Source organism: Faecalimonas canis, from assembly GCF_054601575.1.
Genome location: NZ_BAAHSI010000021.1, coordinates 39257 through 61541, shown reverse-complemented (window position 1 = coordinate 61541; position 22285 = coordinate 39257). Strand labels below are relative to the sequence as shown.

The window sequence follows — 22285 nt, the reverse complement described above, 5'->3', positions numbered from 1 at the left end:
AGGTAACGATGTGAAATGAGTTGTTTGAGAGGAGTTAAGAAATGGGAATTATTCCAATTCAGAATCTCTATACCTCGGATAATATGAATAACTGTATATGTAATTTTGAAGTGGAAGTTTTTGATAAAGTTACGGAGCCGTTGATTCATCCAATGTCAAGATTATGGCTGGTAAATGAAGGAGTAGGAAAAATTCTGATAAATAATAAAGAATACGTTGTAACGAAAGGAAGCCTTATATCCGTACTTCCATGGCAGATTACGGAAATTATAGAAGTAAAGAAGACGCTTCAATTTTATGTGGTCCAATATCATTTTGAGAGAATTAACGAACTGGTTAAAACATTTTTTAATCCTGATAAAATACAGTTATCGTTTATACAGGTACTCAGAAAAGCACCGGTTATTACATTTGGAGAAGAAAAATATAAAGAAATACAGAATATGTTTCATCAGATAGGAAATGAATTGCGCTATGTGAACGAAGAGGGAAAAGAACAAGGTGAAGAAGTATTTAGTAACGTATATATTATTAATAAACTAATTGAAATTTTAGTTTCTTTTCTTCGAAGCAACAGGAGAGTTCCGAAAGAAACCGCGGTGGATGGAAGCGAAGTTTTGCAGTTTATGTATACGCACTTAAATGAAAAGATTACAATTCCCATGTTATCTCAGAAGTTTTATATGAGTGAATCCGCAATTCGTTCTTATATCAAGAACACAACAGGGTTATCTTTTTTTGATTTGCTAAATGAGATGCGTGTAGGTAAAATGATTAATTATCTGCTTTATACAGATTTAACAGTAGGAGAATTGGCGGAAATTATGGGGTTTACGGATGATGCTCATATGTGCAAAGTGTTCAAAGCACGAATGGGTATGAAAACAAATGAATTTCGCAATACATATCAGGTTATCGGAGATAAATGTCGGATTACGGATAGAAAGGAATTTTATAAGATTGTAGAATATATTTATCGAAATCATACGGAAGATTTGCAACTGCAGTCGGTAAGTGATGAATTTAGAATATCTTCCAAAGAATTAAACAGAGTTTTATCTTATCAGGTGGAAATGAGTTTTAATGAATTTTTGAATTTTATTCGTGTAAACCATGCGGCTCATCTACTACTTACGACAGATAAAAGTGTGTTGACAATTGCATTGGAAGTGGGATATAAGACAGAGAAAACATTGTCGAGAAATTTTTTGCAGTTGAAGGGAAAAACAGCGGGAGAATTTCGCAGGACAGTGGTGATACAGGAAAATCAAAATTAAGGATATGTTAAAAAATCACAAAAACAAGTTTGAAAAACATTGATTTTGTGATTTTTTGCATAAAAACAAACGTAAAATACAGAAATAAAGAAGTTAATTGTCTAATAAAGAAATCGAATATGTGTTAGATTTATATTATAACTATTTATAAACTCATAAATAATGTATATAACTAAGGAGGTAAGTATTATGTCAAATTTTGAAATGCCTAAGTATCATCATCCGGATTTCACACAGGAGATGTTTGTAAACGCACCGGATGCTAAGTACGAAGAAGCTGAGAAGGACGGAGTAGTACCTGAATATTATCACAGTACATCAATGTATCCTGAATATTTTAAAATCAATGGAGAATGGAAACTTGCAGAAGAAAGTCGCATGGATTCTTGTGTAATTCTTTGTGATGACGGACATCTTGCAGTTGTTGAAGCAAGAAATATTAAAAAAGGTGACAAAGTACTTCTTGGAAGAACAGAAAGATGCGAAGAAGGTGTATATATGCACTGTCACGGATTTGAGGAAGCTGGAGAAAAATTAGATGACCAGTTTGTATTTCGTCAGGGAAGAAGCCGTGAAACATCATATGCACGTGACTATGACAAATTATTTGAATTGTTAAAACATGAGAAAGAGAATGGTGGAAAGATTGTATGGGTAATGGGTCCGGCTTTCGCTTTTGATGCAAATGCAAGAGCAGCAATGCAGGCACTTGTTGAGAATGGATACGCACATGGTCTTTTAGCAGGTAATGCGTTAGCAACACATGACTTGGAAGGTGCATTATTACATACAGCGCTTGGACAGGACATTTATACACAGAAGTCACAGCCAAACGGACACTATAATCACTTAGATGTATTAAATAAAGTAAGAAGAAGCGGTTCTATTCCACAGTTCATGAAAGATTATGATTTGAATGACGGTATTATCTGCAGTTGCGTAAATAACAATGTACCAATCGTTCTTGCAGGATCTATCCGTGATGACGGACCACTTCCTGAAGTATACGGAAATGTTTATGAAGCAGCAAATGCAATGAGAGGTATTGTTAAGGAAGCAACAACAGTTATCTGTCTTGCAACAATGTTACATACAATTGCTGTTGGTAACATGACTCCTTCATTCCGTGTATTAAAAGATGGAACAATTCGTCCTGTATATCTTTACACAGTTGACGCAGACGAATTCGTTGTAAACAAACTTTTAGACAGAGGAAGTTTGTCAGCAACGACTATGGTAACTAATGTTCAGGACTTCATTACCCGTGTTGCTAAAGGTGTTGGCGTAATGGAATAGTTCCTCGTTGTATAGGAATGGAGAATAATTTATGAAGAAGAATAGTATGTTTGGTAAGTTAGCCCTATTGTTCGTGGCAGTTGCATGGGGAAGTTCCATGGTTGTTATCAAAGGCTCTACGGACACATTACCGGCAGGAACACTTCTTGCCTGTCGTTTTACGGTTGCGGGGATAATTTTAGCACTGGCAAATTTTAAAAAGTTAAAACAAATTGATAAAGAGTATTTAAAGAGTGGTATTTTTATTGGTGTATGTCTGTTTATGGCATATTTTACACAGACAATCGGTGTTATGCTTGAGATGCCTGGGAAGAGTCATTTCCTTTCATCAGCATACTGTGTATTTGTACCATTTCTTGGTTGGTTAATTTTAAAAGAAAAACCGAAGATTTATCACATTATTGCAGCAACAATGTGTGCGGTTGGTATCATTTTAGTATCTGTGGCAGGAAACTTCAGCATCAGTTACGGTGACAGTATTTCTATCATCAGTTCTGTATTCTGGGCAGCACAGATTATTGCCATTGCAAAATGGGGTAAAGATAAAGACCCTGGATTGATTACAATGCTTCAGTTTGTTGTATGTGCCATTTTAGCATGGGTATTCACATTAACAATGGAAAATCCGGCAGCAATCGAGTGGAACATGGCAGCAGTCGGCGGAGTATTATATCTTGGTATTGTTTGTTCGGGACTCTGTTTCCTATTACAGACAATCGCACAGAAAACAGAAAATCCGACAAGTGTTTCAATTATTTTAAGTTTTGAAAATATTTTCGGACTTGTATTTGGAGCAATTTTCTTCAACGAAAAATTCACACCACGTTCTATCATGGGATTTGTTTTAATTTTTGCCGCTATTATTATAGCAGAAACGGAATTATCGTTCCTGAAAAAGAAAAAAGCAAAATAAAGTTATTTGTTTAGCAACATATAACAGTATAAGACATCGGCGGTTTTTAACCGCCGATGCTTTATGACAGGGTTGTCAGTAGCCTATTTATTCTGTTATACTATATAAAATAAAATAATATAGAAACGGAGAGCAGAGATGAAAATACTGATTATAGATGCACAGGGTGGCGGTATGGGAAAGCAACTTGTGTCGGCAATTAAAGAAGAATTTCCTTCAGCGGATATAACAGCGGTGGGAACAAATTCAGTGGCAACATCCAATATGTTGAAAGTGGGTGCGGATCATGCTGCAACAGGTGAAAATGCAGTTGTGGTAGGTTGTAGGAAAGCAGAAGTGATTATAGGACCTGTTGGAATTGCAATCGCTGATTCTATGTATGGAGAGATAACTCCGAGAATGGCAGAAGCCGTTGGACAGAGTGAGGCGAGAAAATTATTGATTCCGATGAATCATTGTAACAATATTATTGTTGGAGTTGGAAATACATCGATGAGTTTTTTGATTTCATCGGTAGTAGAAGAATTAATTGAATATTTTCATTGCTAGAAAGCAATATCATATGAGTAGTATATAACCGGAAAAGACAGCATGAAGCGTATAGGAGATACAGAAGTATTTCACGGGAAAAGACGGTGAAATACAAAAATCATATTGGTAAATTAGAATAAGAAAATGTCAGAAGGCGTAGGAATATCCAGAAGGGTGGTTCGTATGCTTTTTTCATTTTAGAAGAGAGGGAAAAATATGAAGAAAAAAATTGCAAGTATATTATGTGTAGCGGCTGTGGTGTCAATGGCTATTTCCGGTTGTGGTGGAGATAAAGAAAAGAAAGATGATTCCGCAAAAAAACAAGACGGAATTAAGGCGTATGTGGGAACTACATTATTTGAAGGAAGTTTGGATCCGGTTAAGGGGGCGTTGCCTCACGGTTATCCGTTTATCAATAATGCATTATTGAAAGTGGACAGCAATTCAAAATATGTAGGAGATTTGGCAAAAAGTTGGGAAGTAAGTCAAGATGCATTGACTTATACTTTCCATTTGAATGAAGATATAAAGTTTAGTGACGGAAGTGATTTTGACGCAGAGGATGTTGTATTTACATATGAAACGGTTCAGAAAAATCAGGCAGATAATGAGTATGTAGATTTGACACGTCTTGATACTGTAAAGGCTGTTGATAAAGATACGGTTGAATTCAAGTTAAAAGAGGCGTACTCGCCATTTTTAGATACAACGGCACTTCTTCAGATTGTGCCGTCAGATGCTTATGATAAGAAAGGATTCGACACAAAGCCGATAGGAACGGGAGCGTACAAAGTCGTACAGTATGATGCGGATCAGCAGATTATTTTGGAGGCAAATGAGAACTATTTTGGAAAAGCACCGGAAATTAAAAAGGTAACTCTTGTAAATATGGATATGGATTCTGCATTTGCGGCGGCAAAGGCAGGAGAATTGGATGTTGTCATGGTTGGAACAAACTATGCAGAAGAAAAGATTTCGGGAATGACTTTAGAAAAATTAGAAACAATGGACGTTAGAAATGTCAGTCTTCCGGTACGAAAAGTAACCGAAATGAAAAATTCCGATGGAAAGAAAGTGACGGTTGGAAATAATGTAACTTCTGATTTAGCAGTAAGAAAGGCGCTTGCAATCGGAATTGACCGTCAAAAAATCATTGACAATTCATCGGACGGAATCGGACTTCCGTCAGTGAACTTTACAGATAATCTTGTATGGGCAAGTACAGATACATATGCGGATAAACAGGTAGATGAGGCTAAGAAACTTTTAGAAGATGCAGGCTGGAAAGAGGAAAAAGACGGTATCCGTGAAAAAGCAGGACAGAAATGTACATTTGATTTATATGCGTCGGCAGGTGAAACAGACCGCTATAATCTTTGTGTAGCACTGGCAGAAAACGCAAAAGAACTTGGCATTGATATAAAAGTAAAAACAGCAACTTGGGAAGAAATTATAACATTACAAAATACATCAGCAGTTCTGTGGGGCTGGGGACAGTATTCTCCGACAGTGTTAGCATCTTTGTATCAGTCAGATTTATTCTTGACAGGCGGATATGACAATGTAGTCGGATATAATAATCCGAAAGTAGATGCAAAAATTAAGGAAGCATTGTCCGCAAATAATCAAGATGCAGCGATTGCAGCATGGAAAGAAGTACAAAAAATCGCAGACGAAGATTATACCAATTTATTTATTACCAATATTCAACACTGCTATTTTGTCAGTGATAAATTGGATATTTCTGTAGATACACAAGTTCCGCATCCGCATGGACACGGAACACCGATTATCTGTAATATGGCAGATTGGAAAATGAAATAGAACCGGAGAGAGTCTAATGAAAAGCGGAAAGAAGTTATTGGAGGAATGTGTGCGAATGATATTGCTTTTGGCAGCGGTCAGTATTGTGGCGTTTTTGCTGATTACAAAAGCACCTATCGATCCACTTATTTCTTATGTAGGTACAAATTCAACATTGTCCGAGGAGGCAAAGGAGGAAATCGCAGAGGAGTGGGGGCTGAATGCCCCCCTTCCGGAGCGATTTATCACTTGGGTGAAACATGCACTGCACGGTGATTTGGGAATGTCCATTACATATAAAAAGCCTGTTATCGAAGTGATTAAGACGAGATTTTCCTATTCGATTGTACTGATGATGCTGGCATGGGTGCTATCGGGAATTATCGGATTTATATTGGGTGTCGTTTGTGGAATGCGTCAGGGAAGAATTTTAGATAAAATAGTGAAAACATTTTGTCTTGTTATCAAGTCTGCACCTGTATTTTGGATTGGACTTCTTGTTTTAACAATATTTGCGGTGCAGTTGGGATGGTTTCCGATTGGTATGGCAGTTCCGGCAGGCAAACTGGCGGCAGATGTTACACTCGGTGACCGTATTTATCATCTGATTTTGCCTGTGCTGACTTTGACAATCGTAAGTGTCAGCGAAGTTGTTTTATATACAAGACAGAAAGTAATTGAAATTATGAATAGCGATTTTATTCTGTATGCGAGAGCGAGAGGAGAAAATGGGACGCAACTTGTGAAACGTCACGTTTTGCGTAACGTTGCCCTTCCGGCGGTTACGGTACAGTTTGCCTCCTTTAATGAATTATTTGGAGGAATGGCACTTGCCGAAACAGTATTTGCATATCCGGGCATAGGAAATGCGACAACGGCTGCTGCGGTGAATGCAGATGTACCGCTTCTTTTGGGAATAGCAATTTTTAGTGCATTGTTTGTATTTGCGGGAAATCTGATTGCTAACCTGTTGTATGGCGTTTTTGACCCTAGAATCAGAGAGGGGGACAAACGTGGATAAGAAGAAATTTTGGAATAGAAGGGTTTTGGTTGTTTTATTAGTGGGTGTTGCAGTAATTTATCTGGCAGGAATCTTCTTTTGGGGGATATCTATGGATCCTTCTTGTTATGCTTCAAACTACGCAGACAAATTTATGGCACCGAGTCTTAAGCATTTGTTCGGTACGGATTTTGTAGGCAGAGATATGTTTTACCGCTGTGTGAAAGGGTTGTCGAATAGTTTGGTGATTGGTGTTTTGGCATCGATTGTCAGTTCTGTTATCGCACTGGTTGCGGGAATTGCAGCTGCAGTATTCGGTGGATGGGTGGACAAATTTGTTAACTGGTGCGTAGACTTATGCATGGGGCTTCCACATCTTGTTCTTTTAATGCTGATTTCTTTTATGATGGGAAAAGGTGTAAAAGGTGTGACGATAGCGGTAGCGTTGACGCACTGGCCTTCCTTGACAAGAATTGTTCGTTCGGAAGTTATGCAGATTCGTTCTGCACAGTATGTACAGGCGGCATATAAAATGGGAAAATCAAAAATACAAGTGGCGGTACAGCATATTTTATCTCATGTTCTTCCGGCATATTTAATCGGATTAGTTTTGCTTTTCCCACACGCAATTATGCATGAGGCATCTATAACATTTCTTGGCTTTGGAATGCCGGTTGAGATGCCGGCAATTGGAGTGATTTTATCTGAAGCAATGAATCATATTGCTACGGGAAAATGGTGGCTTGCATTATTTCCGGGCTTAATGCTTTTGATTGCAGTTATTCTATTTGATGTTATTGGAGAGAATTTAAAGAAACTCTGGAATCCGGGAAGTGCAAATGAGTAGGAGAAGAGAGATGAAAGAAGAAAGTATTTTAACGGTAGATGACCTTGTTGTATCTTTTAGTATGTATAAAGGATTTTTTCATAAAGAAAAATTAGAAGTTGTGCATTCTCTTTCTCTGGAGGTGAAAAGAGGAGAGATTGTCGCCGTAGTAGGTTCAAGCGGTTCGGGAAAAAGTCTTTTGGCACACGCTATTATGGGACTTTTGCCAAATAATGCGAACGTCAGTGGAAAGATTTTTTATAACGGAGAAGAATTGACGGCAAAAGGAAGAAAGGAACTTCTCGGAAGAAAAATGGTGTTTATTCCACAGTCGGTTGATTATTTAGATCCTGTAATGAAAGTGGGAAAACAGGTCGCAGGCGTCTACTCTACAAAACAAAGACAGGAAGAACTGTTTGAAAAGTATAAATTAGAAAAAAATGTAGGAGAAATGTATCCATTTCAACTTTCCGGCGGAATGGCAAGAAGAGTTTTGGTGTCCTCAGCGGTTATGGAGTTTCCGGAGTTGATTATCGCTGATGAGCCGACACCGGGATTGAGTGTTGACATGGCTATGGATACATTGAAACATTTCAGAGAGATTGCAGATAATGGAGCCGGAGTACTCCTAATTACTCATGATATTGATTTGGCATTTCATGTAGCGGACAGAATTGCTGTGTTTTATGCGGGAACAATTGTCGAATTTGCACCGACAGAAGATTTTCTTGCAGGTTCGGAAAAACTTCGCCATCCATACAGCAAAGCCTTTATTTCGGCATTGCCACAAAATGAATTTCGGGCAATCAGCGGAGTGCAGCCTTATGCGGCTAACCTGCCGGAAGGTTGTTTATTTGCAGACCGTTGTCCAAATGTGACAGAAAAATGCTGCGGAGAAATTCCGATGAGAAATTTAAGAGGCGGAAAGGTTAGGTGTGTTCATGCAACTTAGTGCGGAAAATATAAGTTTTCGATATGCGGATAAATCGCCATGGGTGTTAAAGGACATAAATCTGCAAATAAAAACAGGTGAAAGGGTAGGACTTGTAGGACCTTCAGGATATGGAAAAAGTACCCTTGCAAAAATTCTTGCAGGATATAATCGTGCAAATTCCGGACAGGTCTTATTGGACGGTAAACCTTTGGAGAAAAAGGGATTCTGTCCTGTACAAATGATTTACCAACATCCTGAGTTAGCGGTAAATCCGCGTTGGAAAATGGAAAAGACGTTAAATGAATGCTGGAATCCCGATGAAAAAATATTGGAACGTTTCGGTATTGAGAAAGACTGGCTGACAAGGTGGCCCAGAGAACTTTCCGGTGGTGAATTACAACGTTTTTGTATTGTCAGATTGTTGAGTCCTGAAACAAAATTTCTTATTTGTGATGAGATTACAACAATGCTTGATGTCATTTCGCAAGCACAGATTTGGAATGTTTTGCTGGAAATGGCAGAAGAGAGAAATTACGGGATGTTAATTGTTACACACAATATAGATTTGGCAAAGCGTGTTTGTACAAGAATAGTGGACTTAAGTGAGATAAATCGGAGGTAGCGGATATGGATACAAAAAGAATATTGGAACAGGTAAAAAATGGAGAGATTTCTGTGGCGGAAGCGGAAGAATTTTTCCGCAGACAGCCTTTTGAAGATTTAGGATATGCAAAATTAGATACGCATAGAAAATTGCGCTCCGGTTGTGCGGAAGTTGTTTTTTGCAGCGGAAAAGCAGATGAACACTTGTTAAGTATTTATGAACGGCTTTATGAACAGGAAGGAGAAGTGCTTGGAACGAGAGCATCAAAGGAACAGGCTGAACTTGTTCAGGCAAAACTTCCTGTTGTAGAATATGATGCGTTGTCACGTATTTTGAAAATTGAGAAAAAAGAAAAAGAGCATATTGGAAAGATTGCGGTTTGTACAGCAGGAACAGCGGATATTCCTGTTGCTGAAGAAGCGGCACAGACGGCAGAATTTTTCGGAAATCATGTAGAAAGAATATATGACGTAGGAGTGAGCGGACTTCACCGCCTTCTTTCAAGAATAGACATGATACAAAGTGCAAATTGTGTTATTGCGGTAGCGGGAATGGAAGGAGCGTTGGCGAGCGTTATCGGAGGACTCGTGGACAAACCGGTAATCGCAGTGCCTACTTCTATAGGATATGGTGCAAGTATGCATGGGATTTCAGCATTGTTGACAATGATTAATTCTTGTGCAAATGGTATTGCAACCGTAAATATTGATAATGGATATGGAGCGGGCTATATTGCATCGCAGATTAACAGACTGGGGGTACATGAACATGAGTAAACAGAAATTATATTTGGAATGCTATTCGGGAATAAGCGGAGATATGACAGTGGCAGCTCTTTTAGATTTGGGAGCAGATAAGGAAGTGCTGTGTGAGGCGTTAAACAGTCTTTCGATTAGTGGACAATTTAAGACAAAGATCAGCAGAGTGTCTAAGGCAGGATTAGATGCCTGTGATTTTGATGTATTACTAGAACATGAAAATCATGACCACGATATGCAGTATTTACATGGACATCACCATGACCACAACCATGAACATCACCATGAGCACACATATGAACATCATCATGAGCACACACATGAACATCATCATACTCACCGTGGTTTAATTGAAATTCAGGGCATTATCCGTTGCAGTAAAATGACGGATCGTGCAAAAGAACTAGCTGAGAAGATTTTTGATATTTTGGCAAATGCAGAGGCAAAGGCACATGGAAAGCCAAAGACGGAAGTACATTTTCATGAAGTAGGAGCAGTAGATTCCATTGTGGATATTGCGGCGGTTGCCATTTGTCTTGATAATTTGGGAATTGATGAAGTTATCATTCCTACACTTTATGAAGGGTGTGGGACAGTTCGTTGTCAGCATGGTATACTTCCGATTCCTGTTCCTGCGGTTGCAAATATCGTTAATGCGGAAAATCTTACATTACATATTACAGAAACGGAGGGAGAATTTGTCACACCTACGGGGGCGGCAATAGCAGCGGCAATCCGCACATCAGAAAAACTTCCGGAGAGTTTTCGTATTGTAAGAACAGGCATCGGTGCGGGAAAAAGAAATTATGAAAGACCAAGCCTTCTTCGTGCCATGCTTATTGAAGAGCAGGAAAGCCGGACGGTAGAAAAAGATGAAATTGTAAAAATGGAAAGCAATATTGACGATTGTACGGGAGAGGCTCTTGGCTATACAATGGAAAAACTTATGGAAGCAGGAGCAAGAGATGTGCATTACTTCCCTGTTTTTATGAAAAAAAACAGGCCTGGATATCAGTTAAACGTAATCTGTAAAGAAAATCAGATTTCTCAATTACAGAAAATTATTTTTGAAGAAACAACAAGTATCGGTATCCGTATTCAGCATATGGAAAGAAGTGTTTTGCCAAGGAGAATAGAAACAAGAGATACATCTATGGGAGAAGTGCAGGTGAAAATATGCACACTGCCTTTGGGAGAACGAATTTATCCAGAACATGAAAGTATTGTAAAAATCTGCAGGGAAAGTGGAAAATCATGGCAGGAAGTGTATCGTCAGATTATTGAGGAGTGTCAATAGATGAGTTGTTACGAACAAAAAAGGAGAAAACTTCTTGAGAAAATAGATGACCTTTCTAATGAAAATATCGTCCTTGCTTTTTCCGGTGGAGTGGATAGCAGCCTTTTGTTGAAGATTTGTTGTGACTCTGCAAAGAAAAGCGGAAAGAAGGTATATGCGATAACCGTGCATACGGAATTACATCCGATGAAAGATATAGAGATTGCCACAAAAGTGGCAAAAGAAGCGGGAGCAGAGCATATGATTGTCCGCATAGATGAATTGCAGGATGCAGGTATCAGATACAATCCGACAGACAGATGTTATCGCTGTAAAAAATTACTTTTTAGCAGATTGAAAGAAAAGGCGGGGGAACTGGGAGCAAAAATTATTGTGGAGGGAACAAATGAAGATGATCTTCATGTATACCGTCCGGGAATCCGTGCTTTACAGGAATTGGAAATTTTAAGCCCTTTAGCAGAGTGTGGTTTTACAAAACGAGAAGTGAGAAAACTGGCGGAGGAATACGGTGTATCCGTTGCAAATCGTCCGTCCACGCCATGTATGGCAACGCGTTTTCCGTACGGTGCAAAATTAGATTATGGGAAAATGCGTTGTGTGGAAGAAGGGGAAGAATGGCTAAAAACACTTGGATTTTATAATGTGAGAATCCGAGTACATGAGGATATTGCCAGAATCGAAGTGGATGAAAATGATATGTCGTTACTTTTAAAGAATAAAACAGAAGTCATCGAGAAATTAAAAACACTTGGTTATTCTTATATTACAATAGATTTAGAGGGATTTCGTTCGGGTAGCATGGATATTCATGTAACGGAAAAAAATTAGAGGGAAAGGCTTTGCAGAAATATTTTGTTTGTGCAGAGTCTTTTTGTATACTATTCTAAAAAGGAATTATTAGGAGACAATGGATTGTATCAAAACAACAAAACTGGATTTGGCAATTTTAGATGTAATGCTTCCCGATATAGACGGATTTACCATTTGTCAGAAAATAAGGGAGAAATATTTTTATCCGGTTATTATGCTGACGGCAAAGGTGGAGGACGCAGATAAAATACTGGGCTTAACATTAGGTGCGGACGATTATATTTTGAAACCTTTCAATCCGTTGGAAGTGCTGGCACGGGTTAAAACGCAGTTGAGAAGATATACGAAGTATAATCAGGTGGAAACAGTCATTGAAGAAAAAGAAGAGTATGATATTCGTGGCTTAGCTATTAATAAGACAACCCATGAATGTACTCTGTTTGGTGAAAAAATAGAGTTGACGCCGATAGAATTTTTTGTTTTGTGGTATTTGTGTGACAATAGGGGCAAGGTTGTTTCTTCCGAAGAATTATTTGAAGAGGTGTGGGGCGAAAAATATTATGACAGCAATAATACGGTAATGGCTCACATCGGAAGATTGCGAGAGAAACTGCACGAACCACCGAGAAAACCGAAATTTGTAAAAACAGTGTGGGGAGTGGGGTATAAAGTTGAATAAAGAAGTTAAGAAAATTTACAGGAACTACATATTGAAATTGGTAGATATTATTTTGCTTTGTCCGTGTATCGTTTTTCTTGGATACGGATTAGGAAGATGGTGGTTTGGGCAATTCATATGGCAGGAGGAAGATTTGCTATACTTAATAGGTAAATCTTTGGAGTATAATATTGAATTGATTGTAAATCTATCCATACTTTCAGGAGCGATTTTAGTAGGAAATTTCTTTGTGAGAAAACCTTTTGTATATTTGTTGCGGGTGTTGGAAGCAACTAAAGGGATATATAAGAAGAATGGTGAACTTATTGAATTTCCTCCTGTACTAAAGGGTGCAGAAAAACAGTTAAATCATATTCGTATTACAATGGAGAAAAATGAAAGACTGGCAAAAGAGGCGGAGCAACGGAAAAATGATTTAATCGTTTAAAATCTGTATGAATCAGCTTCTTCTTGATGTGACGGATGTAGAAAATGTGCAGGCACAAGATACGGTTACTTTTATCGGAGGCGAGGGAGAAGAAGCACTGACAGTTCTTGATATGGCGGAGAAATCGGGAACGATAGCGAATGAAATTTTCAGCAGATTAGGAGAAAGATTAGAAAGAAAAATCCTGTTATGGTAAACATAGCGGGATTTTTTATGTTATAATAAATAGTCTACGATAAATGAAAATAGGAGTTAGTATACATGAATATATTAAATATAGAACATATTAGTAAAATATTTGGGGAAAAGGTTATTTTTGATGATGTTTCTTATGGTATACAGGAGGGCGAGAAAATAGGTGTAATCGGAATTAACGGAACCGGAAAAACAACTTTGCTCAAACTGATTGCGGGAGAGGAAGAAGCAGATGAAGGTCAGATTATAAAGCAGAACGGTATCCGTATAGCGTATTTACCGCAATCTCCTACATTTCCGAAAGATGCGACTGTACTTTCCTATGTAAATGAAGGTATCGGAGAAAATGATTGGACAGCGAAAAGTGAAGTAAAAAGTGCATTGACAAAATTGGGAATTACAGATTTTGAGCAAAAAATAGAACACCTTTCCGGCGGACAAAAGAAAAGGATTGCTCTTGCAAAGAAGTTGACGTCTTCATTTGATGTACTGCTACTTGATGAGCCTACAAATCACTTGGACAGTGAGATGATTGAGTGGTTGGAAGATTATCTACAAAAATATAAAGGTGTTGTCATTATGGTAACCCACGACAGATATTTTTTAGATAAGGTGACAAATAAAATTTTAGAAATCAGCAGAGGGAAATTGTACGGTTATGAAGCGAACTATTCACAGTTTTTGGAATTAAAAGCACAGAGAGAAGAAATGGAAATTGCCTCGGAAAGAAAAAGACAGAGTGTTCTCCGTATGGAATTAGAGTGGGCAAAGAGAGGATGCAGAGCGAGAACAACGAAGCAGAGGGCAAGATTAGAACGATTGGAAGTGTTGAAAGGTAAAAAAGCGCCAACACAGGAGCAGGTTGCTCAAATTGATTCAGTGGAAACACGAATGGGTAAAAAGACAGTAGAATTGCATCATATAAGTAAAAGTTATGGCGATAAAAAACTGATTGATGATTTTAGTTATATTGCCTTGAAAAATCAAAATATCGGTATTGTAGGACCGAATGGTTGTGGAAAGTCTACGCTTCTCAAAATCATTGCAGGGGTAGTAGAAGCGGATAAAGGAGAAGTGGAAATAGGAGAAACCATTAAAATAGGTTATTTTGCGCAGGAAGTACCGAATATGGATACAAAGCAAAAAGTCATTGATTATGTGAAGGATATTGCCGAATACATTCCTACAAGAGAGGGAAGAATTACGGCGTCACAAATGTTGGAGCGTTTCTTATTTACACCGGATATGCAATATGCACCGATTGAAAAATTGTCGGGAGGAGAGAAAAAAAGACTGTATCTTCTCGGTATTTTGCAGGCAGCGCCAAATGTACTTATTTTTGATGAGGCAAATAATGATATAGATATTCCGACAATGACGATTTTGGAAGATTATCTTAACTCTTTTCAGGGAATTGTTATTACAGTTTCACATGACAGATATTTTCTCGATAATGTAGTTGACCGTATTTTTGAATTTGACGGAAACGGACATTTACAGCAGTATGAGGGCGGTTACACAGACTATATTGAAGCAAAGAAAAAGAGGATGGTAGAAGAAACTGAGGAAAAAGAGAAAAAAGTATCTGCAAAAAATGATTGGAAACAAAATCAAGAGAAAAAATTAAAATTTTCGTATAAAGAACAGCGAGAATATGAAACGATAGATGATGATATTGCTAAATTAGAGGAAGAACTTGAGCGGCTAGACAGCGACATGATGAAAAATGCGACAAATTCAGTAAAACTTTCTGAACTTACAAAGGAGAAAGAAGAGAAAGAGATGTTGTTGGAAGAGAAAATGGAGCGCTGGGTTTATCTGAATGATTTGGCGGAAAAGATAAAGGAGCAGAAAAATTAATTGGAAAAGTTAGACGGAGCAGTTTTTTTAAAGGAAATTACAGAAAAATTAGATACTCGTATTAGGCAGTTAGAAGAAGGTATTGAAAAAGGACAGAAAGAAATCGAAAATATGCACACATATTACTGGGAAAATTATACCGAAATGGATGAATACGGTTATGAAAACTATGATAATCAGCAAGCTCTTTTTCGGCAGGCAGATGCCAATCAGGAGAAACTTCAGTTAAAATACAGATTTGAAAAAATGAAAGAATCTCCATTTTTTGCGAGGGTGGATTTTCGGTATGAAGATGAAGAAGAGCCTGAGATTTTCTATATTGGTATTGGGAATTTTGCGGAAAGTGCAGGAAAAACGCCGTTGATTTATGATTGGAGAGCGCCGGTAAGCAGTCTTTTTTATGATTACGATAAAGGGGACGCTTCTTATGAAGCACCTGCGGGTATATTAGAAGGGGAAATTCTCGCAAAATGGCAGTATAAAATCAAAAACGGAAAAATGGTGTATGGTTTTGAAAGCGATATGAAAATAGACGATGACATTTTAAAACAGGAGTTAGGAAGTAATGGGGATGTACAGTTGAAAAATATTGTACGAACCATTCAGAAAGAACAAAATGAAATTATCCGAAACACGAAGGATAAAATACTTGTTATTCAGGGGGTGGCAGGAAGTGGAAAAACTTCCGTAGCATTACACCGAATCGCCTATCTTCTTTACCATGATAGAAAAAATCTTCGTTCAGCAAATGTATTGATTTTATCTCCGAACGGTGTTTTTGCTGATTATATTTCCCATATTTTACCTGAACTTAATGAGGAAAATATACAGGAAATGAGTTTTGATTTATTTGCCTATCGGGAACTTCATGATATCGTTTTGGACTGTGAGGACAGGTATCATCAGATAGAACGACAGTTGTGTAAAGATGATGGAGAGCAGGAGGAAAGATACAGAGTAAAACAGTCTGAGGAATTTGTGGGTATGGCAGAGGGATTTTTGGCACAGTTAGAAGACGAATTGATGGATTTTACAGATGTAGAATTTAAGGGGCTGAGTTTTACCGAACAGGAAATTATTGACTTGTTTTATAATAAATTTCAGGAGATGCCACTTTTATCCCGTATGGGTGAAGTGATGGAATATTTTGTAGATTCATGGGAAACTTTGAGGGGAAGAGATTTATCGGAAGATGAGAAAGAATACCTTTCAAGTAAATTTATGAAAATGTATGTCACGAGAGATATTTATAAAATTTATAATTGGTTTTTAGAAGAAATGGGGTATCCGCTTCTTCCCGATGTACCATATGAAAAGAGGAAATTACAATATGAAGATGTATTTCCTATGTTATATTTAAAATATCGCTTGGAAGGCGGAAAAACACATAAACAGATAAAACACTTGGTGATTGATGAAATGCAGGATTATTCTTATTTACAATATACAATTTTATCATATCTGTTTTCGTGTAAAATGACTATTTTGGGTGACAAAGCACAGACGATTGATACGACAGAAAGAGATGTGCTGACTTTTTTGCCGAAAATATTAGGTAAAGATATACGAAAAATTGTTATGAATAAAAGTTATCGAAATACAGTGGAGATTGCCCGATATGCAAATGCTATTTCGGTAAATACAGAGATGGAACTATTTGAACGCCATGGCAAAAAAGTGGAAGAGCGAAAACTTGATAAAGAAGAGTCTGTAAATTTTATTGTTCAGAAAATAGAAGAAGTGCAGGAAAAATACGAAACAATGGCTATTATTACGATGACAGAAAAAGAGGCATTAGAGTTTTATCGAATTTTGACAGAAAAAAATATACAGGCTTCTTATTTGGATAGGGACAGTATGCATTTTCAAAAAGGAATAACTGTCACAACGTTTTATATGGCAAAAGGCTTGGAATTTGACTGTGTATTTGGTGTTTCTTCTAAATGGAATGAAGAAAAGGGTCGACAGGGAAAATATATTTGTGCGACAAGAGCATTACATGAACTTTATGTGGTGGAAATGTGAAACGGGACGTAGTGAATTTTAAATTCACTACGTCCCGTTTTTAGTTTTTCCCTGTCCCTTTTTGAAAGGAAATAAAAAAATAATTTTTAAATCCCCTTAAAATCCCATAAATACGTTATTTTTATTTGGTTTTTTGAAAAACCCAAATAGAATTTAATATGATTTAGCGAAACTGGCGATTTTAAAGGTTTTTTTCATTTAGTTGTAAAAAGGGACAGGGTATTTAGAAATTTGGGATACGGTGGAATACAATTCGGGACAGTGTATTTTTGAAGTTTACTACGTCCCCAAATCAAGTTCCTACATCCCAAAACAATAAAAAAACAACCACTGACGGTGTGGTTGTTTTAAATTTATCATATTAATTGATTAAGCAATCCCGTTAACTGCTTTTGTTAAACGAGAAACTTTTCTTGCTGCAGTGTTTTTGTGATAAACACCTTTGCTTGCTGCTTTGTTAATTTCAACGATAGCAACTCTTAATGCTTCAGCAGCAACCGCTTTATCGTTAGCAGTAACAGCAGCCTCAACTTTTTTCACGCAAGTTTTAACTTTAGATTTAATTGCTTTATTTCTAGCCGCTCTAGTTTCGCTTACTAAAATTCTTTTTTTAGCAGATTTAATGTTAGCCAATCTGAACACCTCCAAATTATGTGAATTTTCATTTATCCTTTCATTAGAGCCGGACACGGAACGTTCTAATGAAACATACTCATTCATTGTAGGCTAATTAACTGTGCTTGTCAATACATATTTCTGAAAAAAATGTAAAACATATGAACAAAAGGGAAAATTATAAAGAAAGAGGTATAAAATGATTGAAAAGTATAGCATAAGAACGGATTTGGCTTTGGAAGAGAAAGAGAGATTTGAGTCGGATAACGTGGAAGTGCAGGGAGTTGTACTGGAAGAAGAATATGATGAAGAGAGAGAAATTAAAGTAACAAAAGTGATTATTGAAACAGAAAACGGAGCAAAAACAATGGGAAAACCAGTGGGAACATATATTACATTAGAAGCCCCGAATTTGATAGTTCCCGATGAAGATTATCACAGAGAGATTTCTGAAGAATTGGCGAAAATTGTTCAAGGATTAATAAAGGAGAAAAAGAAGGAATACGATGTGCTTGTTATTGGTCTTGGAAATAGGGAAGTGACGCCTGATGCATTAGGACCATATGTTGCAGATAATCTTGTGGTTACACGACATATTATTAAAGAATATGGCAAATACGCGATGGGAGAAAAGAACATCAATATGGTGAGCGCTATTGTTCCGGGAGTAATGGGACAGACGGGGATGGAAACAGTGGAGATTGTAAATGGTATCGTAAAGGAAACAAAACCTGATTTTCTTATTGCGATAGATGCTCTGGCGGCACGAAGCACGAAAAGATTGAATAGGACAATACAGATAGCGGATACGGGGATACATCCCGGTTCAGGGGTCGGTAACCATAGAAGAGGGATTACGGAGGAAACGTTGGGTGTTCCGGTGATTGCTATCGGTGTGCCTACTGTTGTGGATGCGGCAACTATTGTTAATGATACGATGGAGAATTTTTTGGCGGCATTGGAAAGTTCAGAAATGTTAAAGGGAGTAGGTCTTGTTTTGCAGGGGTATAATGCGGCAGAAAAATATGAGTTGATAAGAGAACTGATTTCTCCACATTTAAACGGTATGTTTGTGACGCCGAAAGATATTGATGATACGATAAAACGAATTAGTTATACGATTTCTGAGGCGCTTAATGTTTTGTTTTCCAATGGACAGGCGTAATAAAATATGTCTGTTTTTCATATAATGGTAAATATTTGAATAGAGTTTGAAAGGCGGGAGGGAAAACTGCGGGTGAGAAAGAGAACGGTAAAAATATTAACACAGGGGATAATACTGTGTCTTGGGAGCTATATTTTATATAATGGAAGCATCCGGATTGTTGACGATTTAAAAGGGGAAATGAACGAAGCATTACAGAAAAAGGCAGAAAGCACGTTTATGAGTAACCTGACTTACGCAAATCGGGAAGAAAAAGATTTACAGGAATGGATTGCCAATCAGGCGCTGGAAATGCTGCCTCTTGGCAGTTACATAAATGGGAAGTCTGCATGTGAAACGGCTGTAGAAGATGAGATGACATATGAAATGATTTTGGCGAAGCAGGCGGCAGATGAAAACGAGGTAGATGTGAATGGTAATTTAATCGGAAAAGAAGATAAATCTGTGCAGCAGGAGGCAAAACAGGAAACGAAGCCGGTAAATAAAAGCAAGGTGGATTTGTCCGTAGAGAAATTAAAGGATTTTGAATATTTGAGAAGTCATTTTTACACGGTGGACAGTTCAACGTTTGTGAATCCGGAAGATTTACAGGCAGAGAAATTATTAAGTAAAAATATGAAACTGGATAGAAGTAAAAATGGACCTAAAATTTTACTTTATCATACACACTCGCAGGAGGCTTTTGTAGATTCTGTTCCTGGTGATGTTAATACAACCATTGTGGGTGTTGGAAGATATTTGTCGAAATTGCTAAATGAAAAATATGGTATTGAAACGTTGCATCACGAAGGAATTTACGATATGAAAAACGGAAAAGTAGATAGAACACAGGCATATGAGCGGGCAAAAGGAAATATTCAAAAGATTTTAAATGATAATCCGAGTATCGAGATGGTAATTGATTTACATCGTGACGGTGTAGGAAAGGATACCCGTCTTGTGACAGAAATTAACGGAAAACCTACGGCAAAATTAATGTTTTTTAACGGAATGAGCAGAACAAGAACAAATGGAAAACTGACTGTTTTGCAAAATCCATACATTCAGGATAATCTTGCTTTGTCGCTACAGATGAAGTTGGAAGCAGAAAAAAGGTATCCCGGCTTGACGAGAAATATCTATTTGAAAGGATACCGATACAATATGCATATGAAACCCAAGACGCTTTTAGTAGAAGGCGGAGCACAGACGAACACAGTGGCGGAAATAATGAATGCGATGGATTATCTTGCGGAAATTTTAAATGCGGTTGTAGGGGCATGAATTTTGTGATACACTAATGATAATTTGGCGATTTTTACTCTGATGAGCAGAAAGTAATTAGGAAAGGAATGCGGATAAATGGCGAAGAAAAATACATATGATGCAGACAGCATCTCAATACTGGAAGGATTGGAAGCCGTTCGTGTAAGACCGGGGATGTATATTGGAAGTGTATCTACAAAAGGGTTGAATCATTTAGTATATGAAATTGTAGATAATGCAGTAGATGAACATTTGGCGGGATTTTGCAATCGTATAGAAGTAACTTTGGAAAAGGACGGCTCGGCTACCGTTAGTGATAACGGACGAGGAGTTCCGGTTGGAATGCACCAAAAAGGTGTATCTGCGGCACGTATTGTCTACACAACGCTTCATGCAGGAGGGAAATTTGATGATTCCGCTTATAAGACAAGCGGGGGGCTGCACGGTGTGGGGTCTTCTGTCGTAAACGCACTTTCCACCTATATGGATGTAAAGATAAGTAGGGACGGAGCGGTTCATCATGACCATTATGAGAGAGGTATTCCTACAATTGAATTGGAAAACGGGCTTCTGCCGATTGTTTCCAAGACAAAGAAAACAGGAACAACCGTAAATTTCCTTCCTGATGACACTATATTTGAAAAGACGAGGTTTAAAGCGGAGGAGATTAAAAGCAGATTGCATGAAACGGCATATTTGAATCCTACACTTACGATTGTTTTTGAAGATAAGCGTGGGGATAAGACAGAGCATATCGAATATCATGAACCGGACGGAATACTTGGATTTATAGCAGATTTGAACAAGAAAAAAGAAATTGTGCATGAACCGGTATATTTTAAAGGGGAAGCGGATGGAATAGAAGTGGAAGTGGCTTTTCAGTATGTAAATGAATTTCATGAAAATGTACTTGGATTTTGTAACAATATTTATAATGCAGAAGGCGGAACACATCTGACAGGATTTAAGTCTACGTTTACAATGGTAATGAATCAATATGCGAGAGAAATAGGTGTGCTGAAAGAAAAGGATACAAACTTCACGGGAGCGGATATACGAAACGGTATGACTGCGATCGTATCCATAAAACATCCTGACCCTAGATTTGAAGGGCAGACGAAAACGAAATTGGATAATCAGGATGCGGGAAAAGCAACAAGTAAAGTGACAAATGATGAGATTACCCGCTTTTTTGACAAAAATTTGGACACATTGAAAAAGGTGCTTTCCTGTGCGGAAAAGGCGGCAAAAATCAGAAAGAGCGAAGAAAAGGCTAAGACAAATCTTCTGACAAAGCAGAAATATTCATTTGACAGCAATGGAAAACTGGCAAACTGCGAGAGCAGAGATGCAAGTAAATGTGAAATTTTTATCGTCGAGGGGGACTCTGCGGGAGGGTCGGCAAAAACGGCTAGAAACCGTCAGTTTCAGGCAATTCTGCCGATTCGAGGTAAGATTTTAAATGTGGAGAAGGCTAGTATTGATAAAGTACTGGCAAATGCAGAGATTAAGACTATGATTAATGCCTTCGGCTGCGGATTTTCTGAAGGATACGGGAACGATTTTGATATTTCTAAATTGCGATATGACAAAATTGTTATTATGGCTGATGCCGATGTGGACGGAGCACATATTTCTACATTACTATTAACACTATTTTATCGTTTTATGCCGGAATTGATTTTCGAGGGTCATGTATATATTGCCATGCCGCCTCTCTATAAAGCGGTAACAAAAAAAGGTGAGGAAGAGTACCTTTATGATGATAAAGCGTTGGAGAAATACAGAAAACGTCAAAAGGGAGCATACACGTTACAAAGATATAAAGGTCTTGGAGAAATGGACGCAGAGCAGTTGTGGGATACGACGTTAAATCCTGAAACAAGAATGTTGAAGTTAATTGAAATTGAAGATGCGAGAATGGCGTCCAGCGTAACGGAAATGCTTATGGGAACGGAAGTGCCGCCAAGGCGTGCGTTTATTTATGAAAATGCAACGGAAGCGGAATTAGATATATAAGGAGAA

At 37.8% G+C, this 22285-nt stretch carries 20 protein-coding genes and 1 pseudogene; 20 read left to right on the top strand and 1 reads right to left on the bottom strand.

Annotated elements, in window-relative coordinates; translation table 11 throughout:
* Nucleotides 1-41 precede the first annotated feature (41 nt).
* The 17 genes and pseudogenes from ACYPXO_RS06600 (at nt 42) to ACYPXO_RS06520 (ending at nt 17235) form a co-directional block, all read left to right on the top strand.
* Nucleotides 42-1277 (top strand): AraC family transcriptional regulator, encoded by a 1236-nt coding sequence (locus tag ACYPXO_RS06600; protein WP_459639821.1) that lies wholly within the window; start codon nt 42-44, stop codon nt 1275-1277.
* A 189-nt stretch (nt 1278-1466) separates the two neighbouring features.
* Nucleotides 1467-2573 carry a putative NPN-dependent ornithine cyclodeaminase gene (locus ACYPXO_RS06595; RefSeq protein WP_459639820.1) on the top strand — a complete coding sequence of 369 codons (1107 nt, stop codon included), beginning with the start codon at nt 1467-1469 and terminating at the stop codon, nt 2571-2573.
* 31 nt (nt 2574-2604) lie between these two features.
* Nucleotides 2605-3486, top strand: a complete 882-nt coding sequence (locus ACYPXO_RS06590) for a DMT family transporter (protein WP_459639819.1) — start codon at nt 2605-2607, stop codon at nt 3484-3486.
* 138 nt (nt 3487-3624) lie between these two features.
* The gene (locus ACYPXO_RS06585; protein WP_459639818.1) at nt 3625-4035 is read left to right on the top strand and encodes a DUF3842 family protein; all 411 of its coding nucleotides are present in this window, start codon (nt 3625-3627) and stop codon (nt 4033-4035) included.
* Nucleotides 4036-4233: 198 nt separating this feature from the next.
* Complete coding sequence (locus tag ACYPXO_RS06580) at nt 4234-5841, top strand: ABC transporter substrate-binding protein (protein WP_459639817.1); 1608 nt, start codon at nt 4234-4236, stop codon at nt 5839-5841.
* Nucleotides 5842-5857: 16 nt separating this feature from the next.
* Nucleotides 5858-6841 (top strand): ABC transporter permease, encoded by a 984-nt coding sequence (locus tag ACYPXO_RS06575; RefSeq protein ID WP_459639816.1) that lies wholly within the window; start codon nt 5858-5860, stop codon nt 6839-6841.
* Nucleotides 6834-7667, top strand: coding sequence for an ABC transporter permease (locus tag ACYPXO_RS06570; RefSeq protein ID WP_459639815.1), 834 nt, complete (start codon nt 6834-6836; stop codon nt 7665-7667). Before ACYPXO_RS06575 ends, ACYPXO_RS06570 begins: the two co-directional genes overlap by 8 nt.
* Nucleotides 7668-7677: 10 nt before the next feature.
* A complete protein-coding gene (locus ACYPXO_RS06565; RefSeq protein WP_459639814.1) occupies nt 7678-8598 on the top strand; it encodes an ABC transporter ATP-binding protein in 921 nt (306 codons plus the stop codon).
* Nucleotides 8588-9202 (top strand): ABC transporter ATP-binding protein, encoded by a 615-nt coding sequence (locus ACYPXO_RS06560; RefSeq protein WP_459639889.1) that lies wholly within the window; start codon nt 8588-8590, stop codon nt 9200-9202. Before ACYPXO_RS06565 ends, ACYPXO_RS06560 begins: the two co-directional genes overlap by 11 nt.
* Nucleotides 9203-9207: 5 nt before the next feature.
* Nucleotides 9208-9960, top strand: a complete 753-nt coding sequence (gene larB, locus ACYPXO_RS06555) for a nickel pincer cofactor biosynthesis protein LarB (protein WP_459639813.1) — start codon at nt 9208-9210, stop codon at nt 9958-9960.
* On the top strand, nt 9953-11239 hold the full coding sequence (larC, locus tag ACYPXO_RS06550) for a nickel pincer cofactor biosynthesis protein LarC (protein ID WP_459639812.1): 1287 nt from the start codon (nt 9953-9955) through the stop codon (nt 11237-11239). Before larB ends, larC begins: the two co-directional genes overlap by 8 nt.
* Complete coding sequence (gene larE / locus ACYPXO_RS06545) at nt 11240-12067, top strand: ATP-dependent sacrificial sulfur transferase LarE (RefSeq protein WP_459639811.1); 828 nt, start codon at nt 11240-11242, stop codon at nt 12065-12067. It abuts the gene before it with no gap.
* Between the two features lie 85 nt (nt 12068-12152).
* Nucleotides 12153-12728 (top strand): annotated as a pseudogene (locus ACYPXO_RS06540) (response regulator transcription factor); the annotation flags it as partial.
* Nucleotides 12721-13155 carry a hypothetical protein gene (locus tag ACYPXO_RS06535; RefSeq protein WP_459639810.1) on the top strand — a complete coding sequence of 145 codons (435 nt, stop codon included), beginning with the start codon at nt 12721-12723 and terminating at the stop codon, nt 13153-13155. The pseudogene ACYPXO_RS06540 and the gene ACYPXO_RS06535, both read left to right, overlap by 8 nt.
* Before the next feature lie 7 nt (nt 13156-13162).
* Nucleotides 13163-13351, top strand: a complete 189-nt coding sequence (locus tag ACYPXO_RS06530) for an alanine racemase C-terminal domain-containing protein (RefSeq protein WP_459639809.1) — start codon at nt 13163-13165, stop codon at nt 13349-13351.
* Nucleotides 13352-13416: 65 nt separating this feature from the next.
* Nucleotides 13417-15210 carry an ABC-F family ATP-binding cassette domain-containing protein gene (locus ACYPXO_RS06525; protein WP_459639808.1) on the top strand — a complete coding sequence of 598 codons (1794 nt, stop codon included), beginning with the start codon at nt 13417-13419 and terminating at the stop codon, nt 15208-15210.
* Nucleotides 15211-17235 carry a HelD family protein gene (locus ACYPXO_RS06520; RefSeq protein WP_459639807.1) on the top strand — a complete coding sequence of 675 codons (2025 nt, stop codon included), beginning with the start codon at nt 15211-15213 and terminating at the stop codon, nt 17233-17235.
* A 369-nt stretch (nt 17236-17604) separates the two neighbouring features.
* Here ACYPXO_RS06520 and rpsT read toward each other — a convergent pair whose 3' ends face one another.
* Complete coding sequence (gene rpsT, locus ACYPXO_RS06515; RefSeq protein WP_459639806.1) at nt 17605-17868, bottom strand: 30S ribosomal protein S20; 264 nt, start codon at nt 17866-17868, stop codon at nt 17605-17607.
* A 181-nt stretch (nt 17869-18049) separates the two neighbouring features.
* On the opposite strand from rpsT, the gene gpr reads away from it, so the two are divergent.
* From gpr to ACYPXO_RS06500, 3 genes are all read left to right on the top strand, one after another.
* Nucleotides 18050-19015, top strand: coding sequence for a GPR endopeptidase (gpr, locus tag ACYPXO_RS06510; RefSeq protein ID WP_459639805.1), 966 nt, complete (start codon nt 18050-18052; stop codon nt 19013-19015).
* 72 nt (nt 19016-19087) lie between these two features.
* Entirely contained in the window at nt 19088-20278 is a 1191-nt protein-coding gene (spoIIP, locus tag ACYPXO_RS06505) for a stage II sporulation protein P (RefSeq protein WP_459639804.1), read from the top strand.
* Nucleotides 20279-20356: 78 nt separating this feature from the next.
* Nucleotides 20357-22279 carry a DNA gyrase/topoisomerase IV subunit B gene (locus ACYPXO_RS06500; RefSeq protein WP_459639803.1) on the top strand — a complete coding sequence of 641 codons (1923 nt, stop codon included), beginning with the start codon at nt 20357-20359 and terminating at the stop codon, nt 22277-22279.
* The last annotated feature ends 6 nt before the right edge of the window (nt 22280-22285 follow it).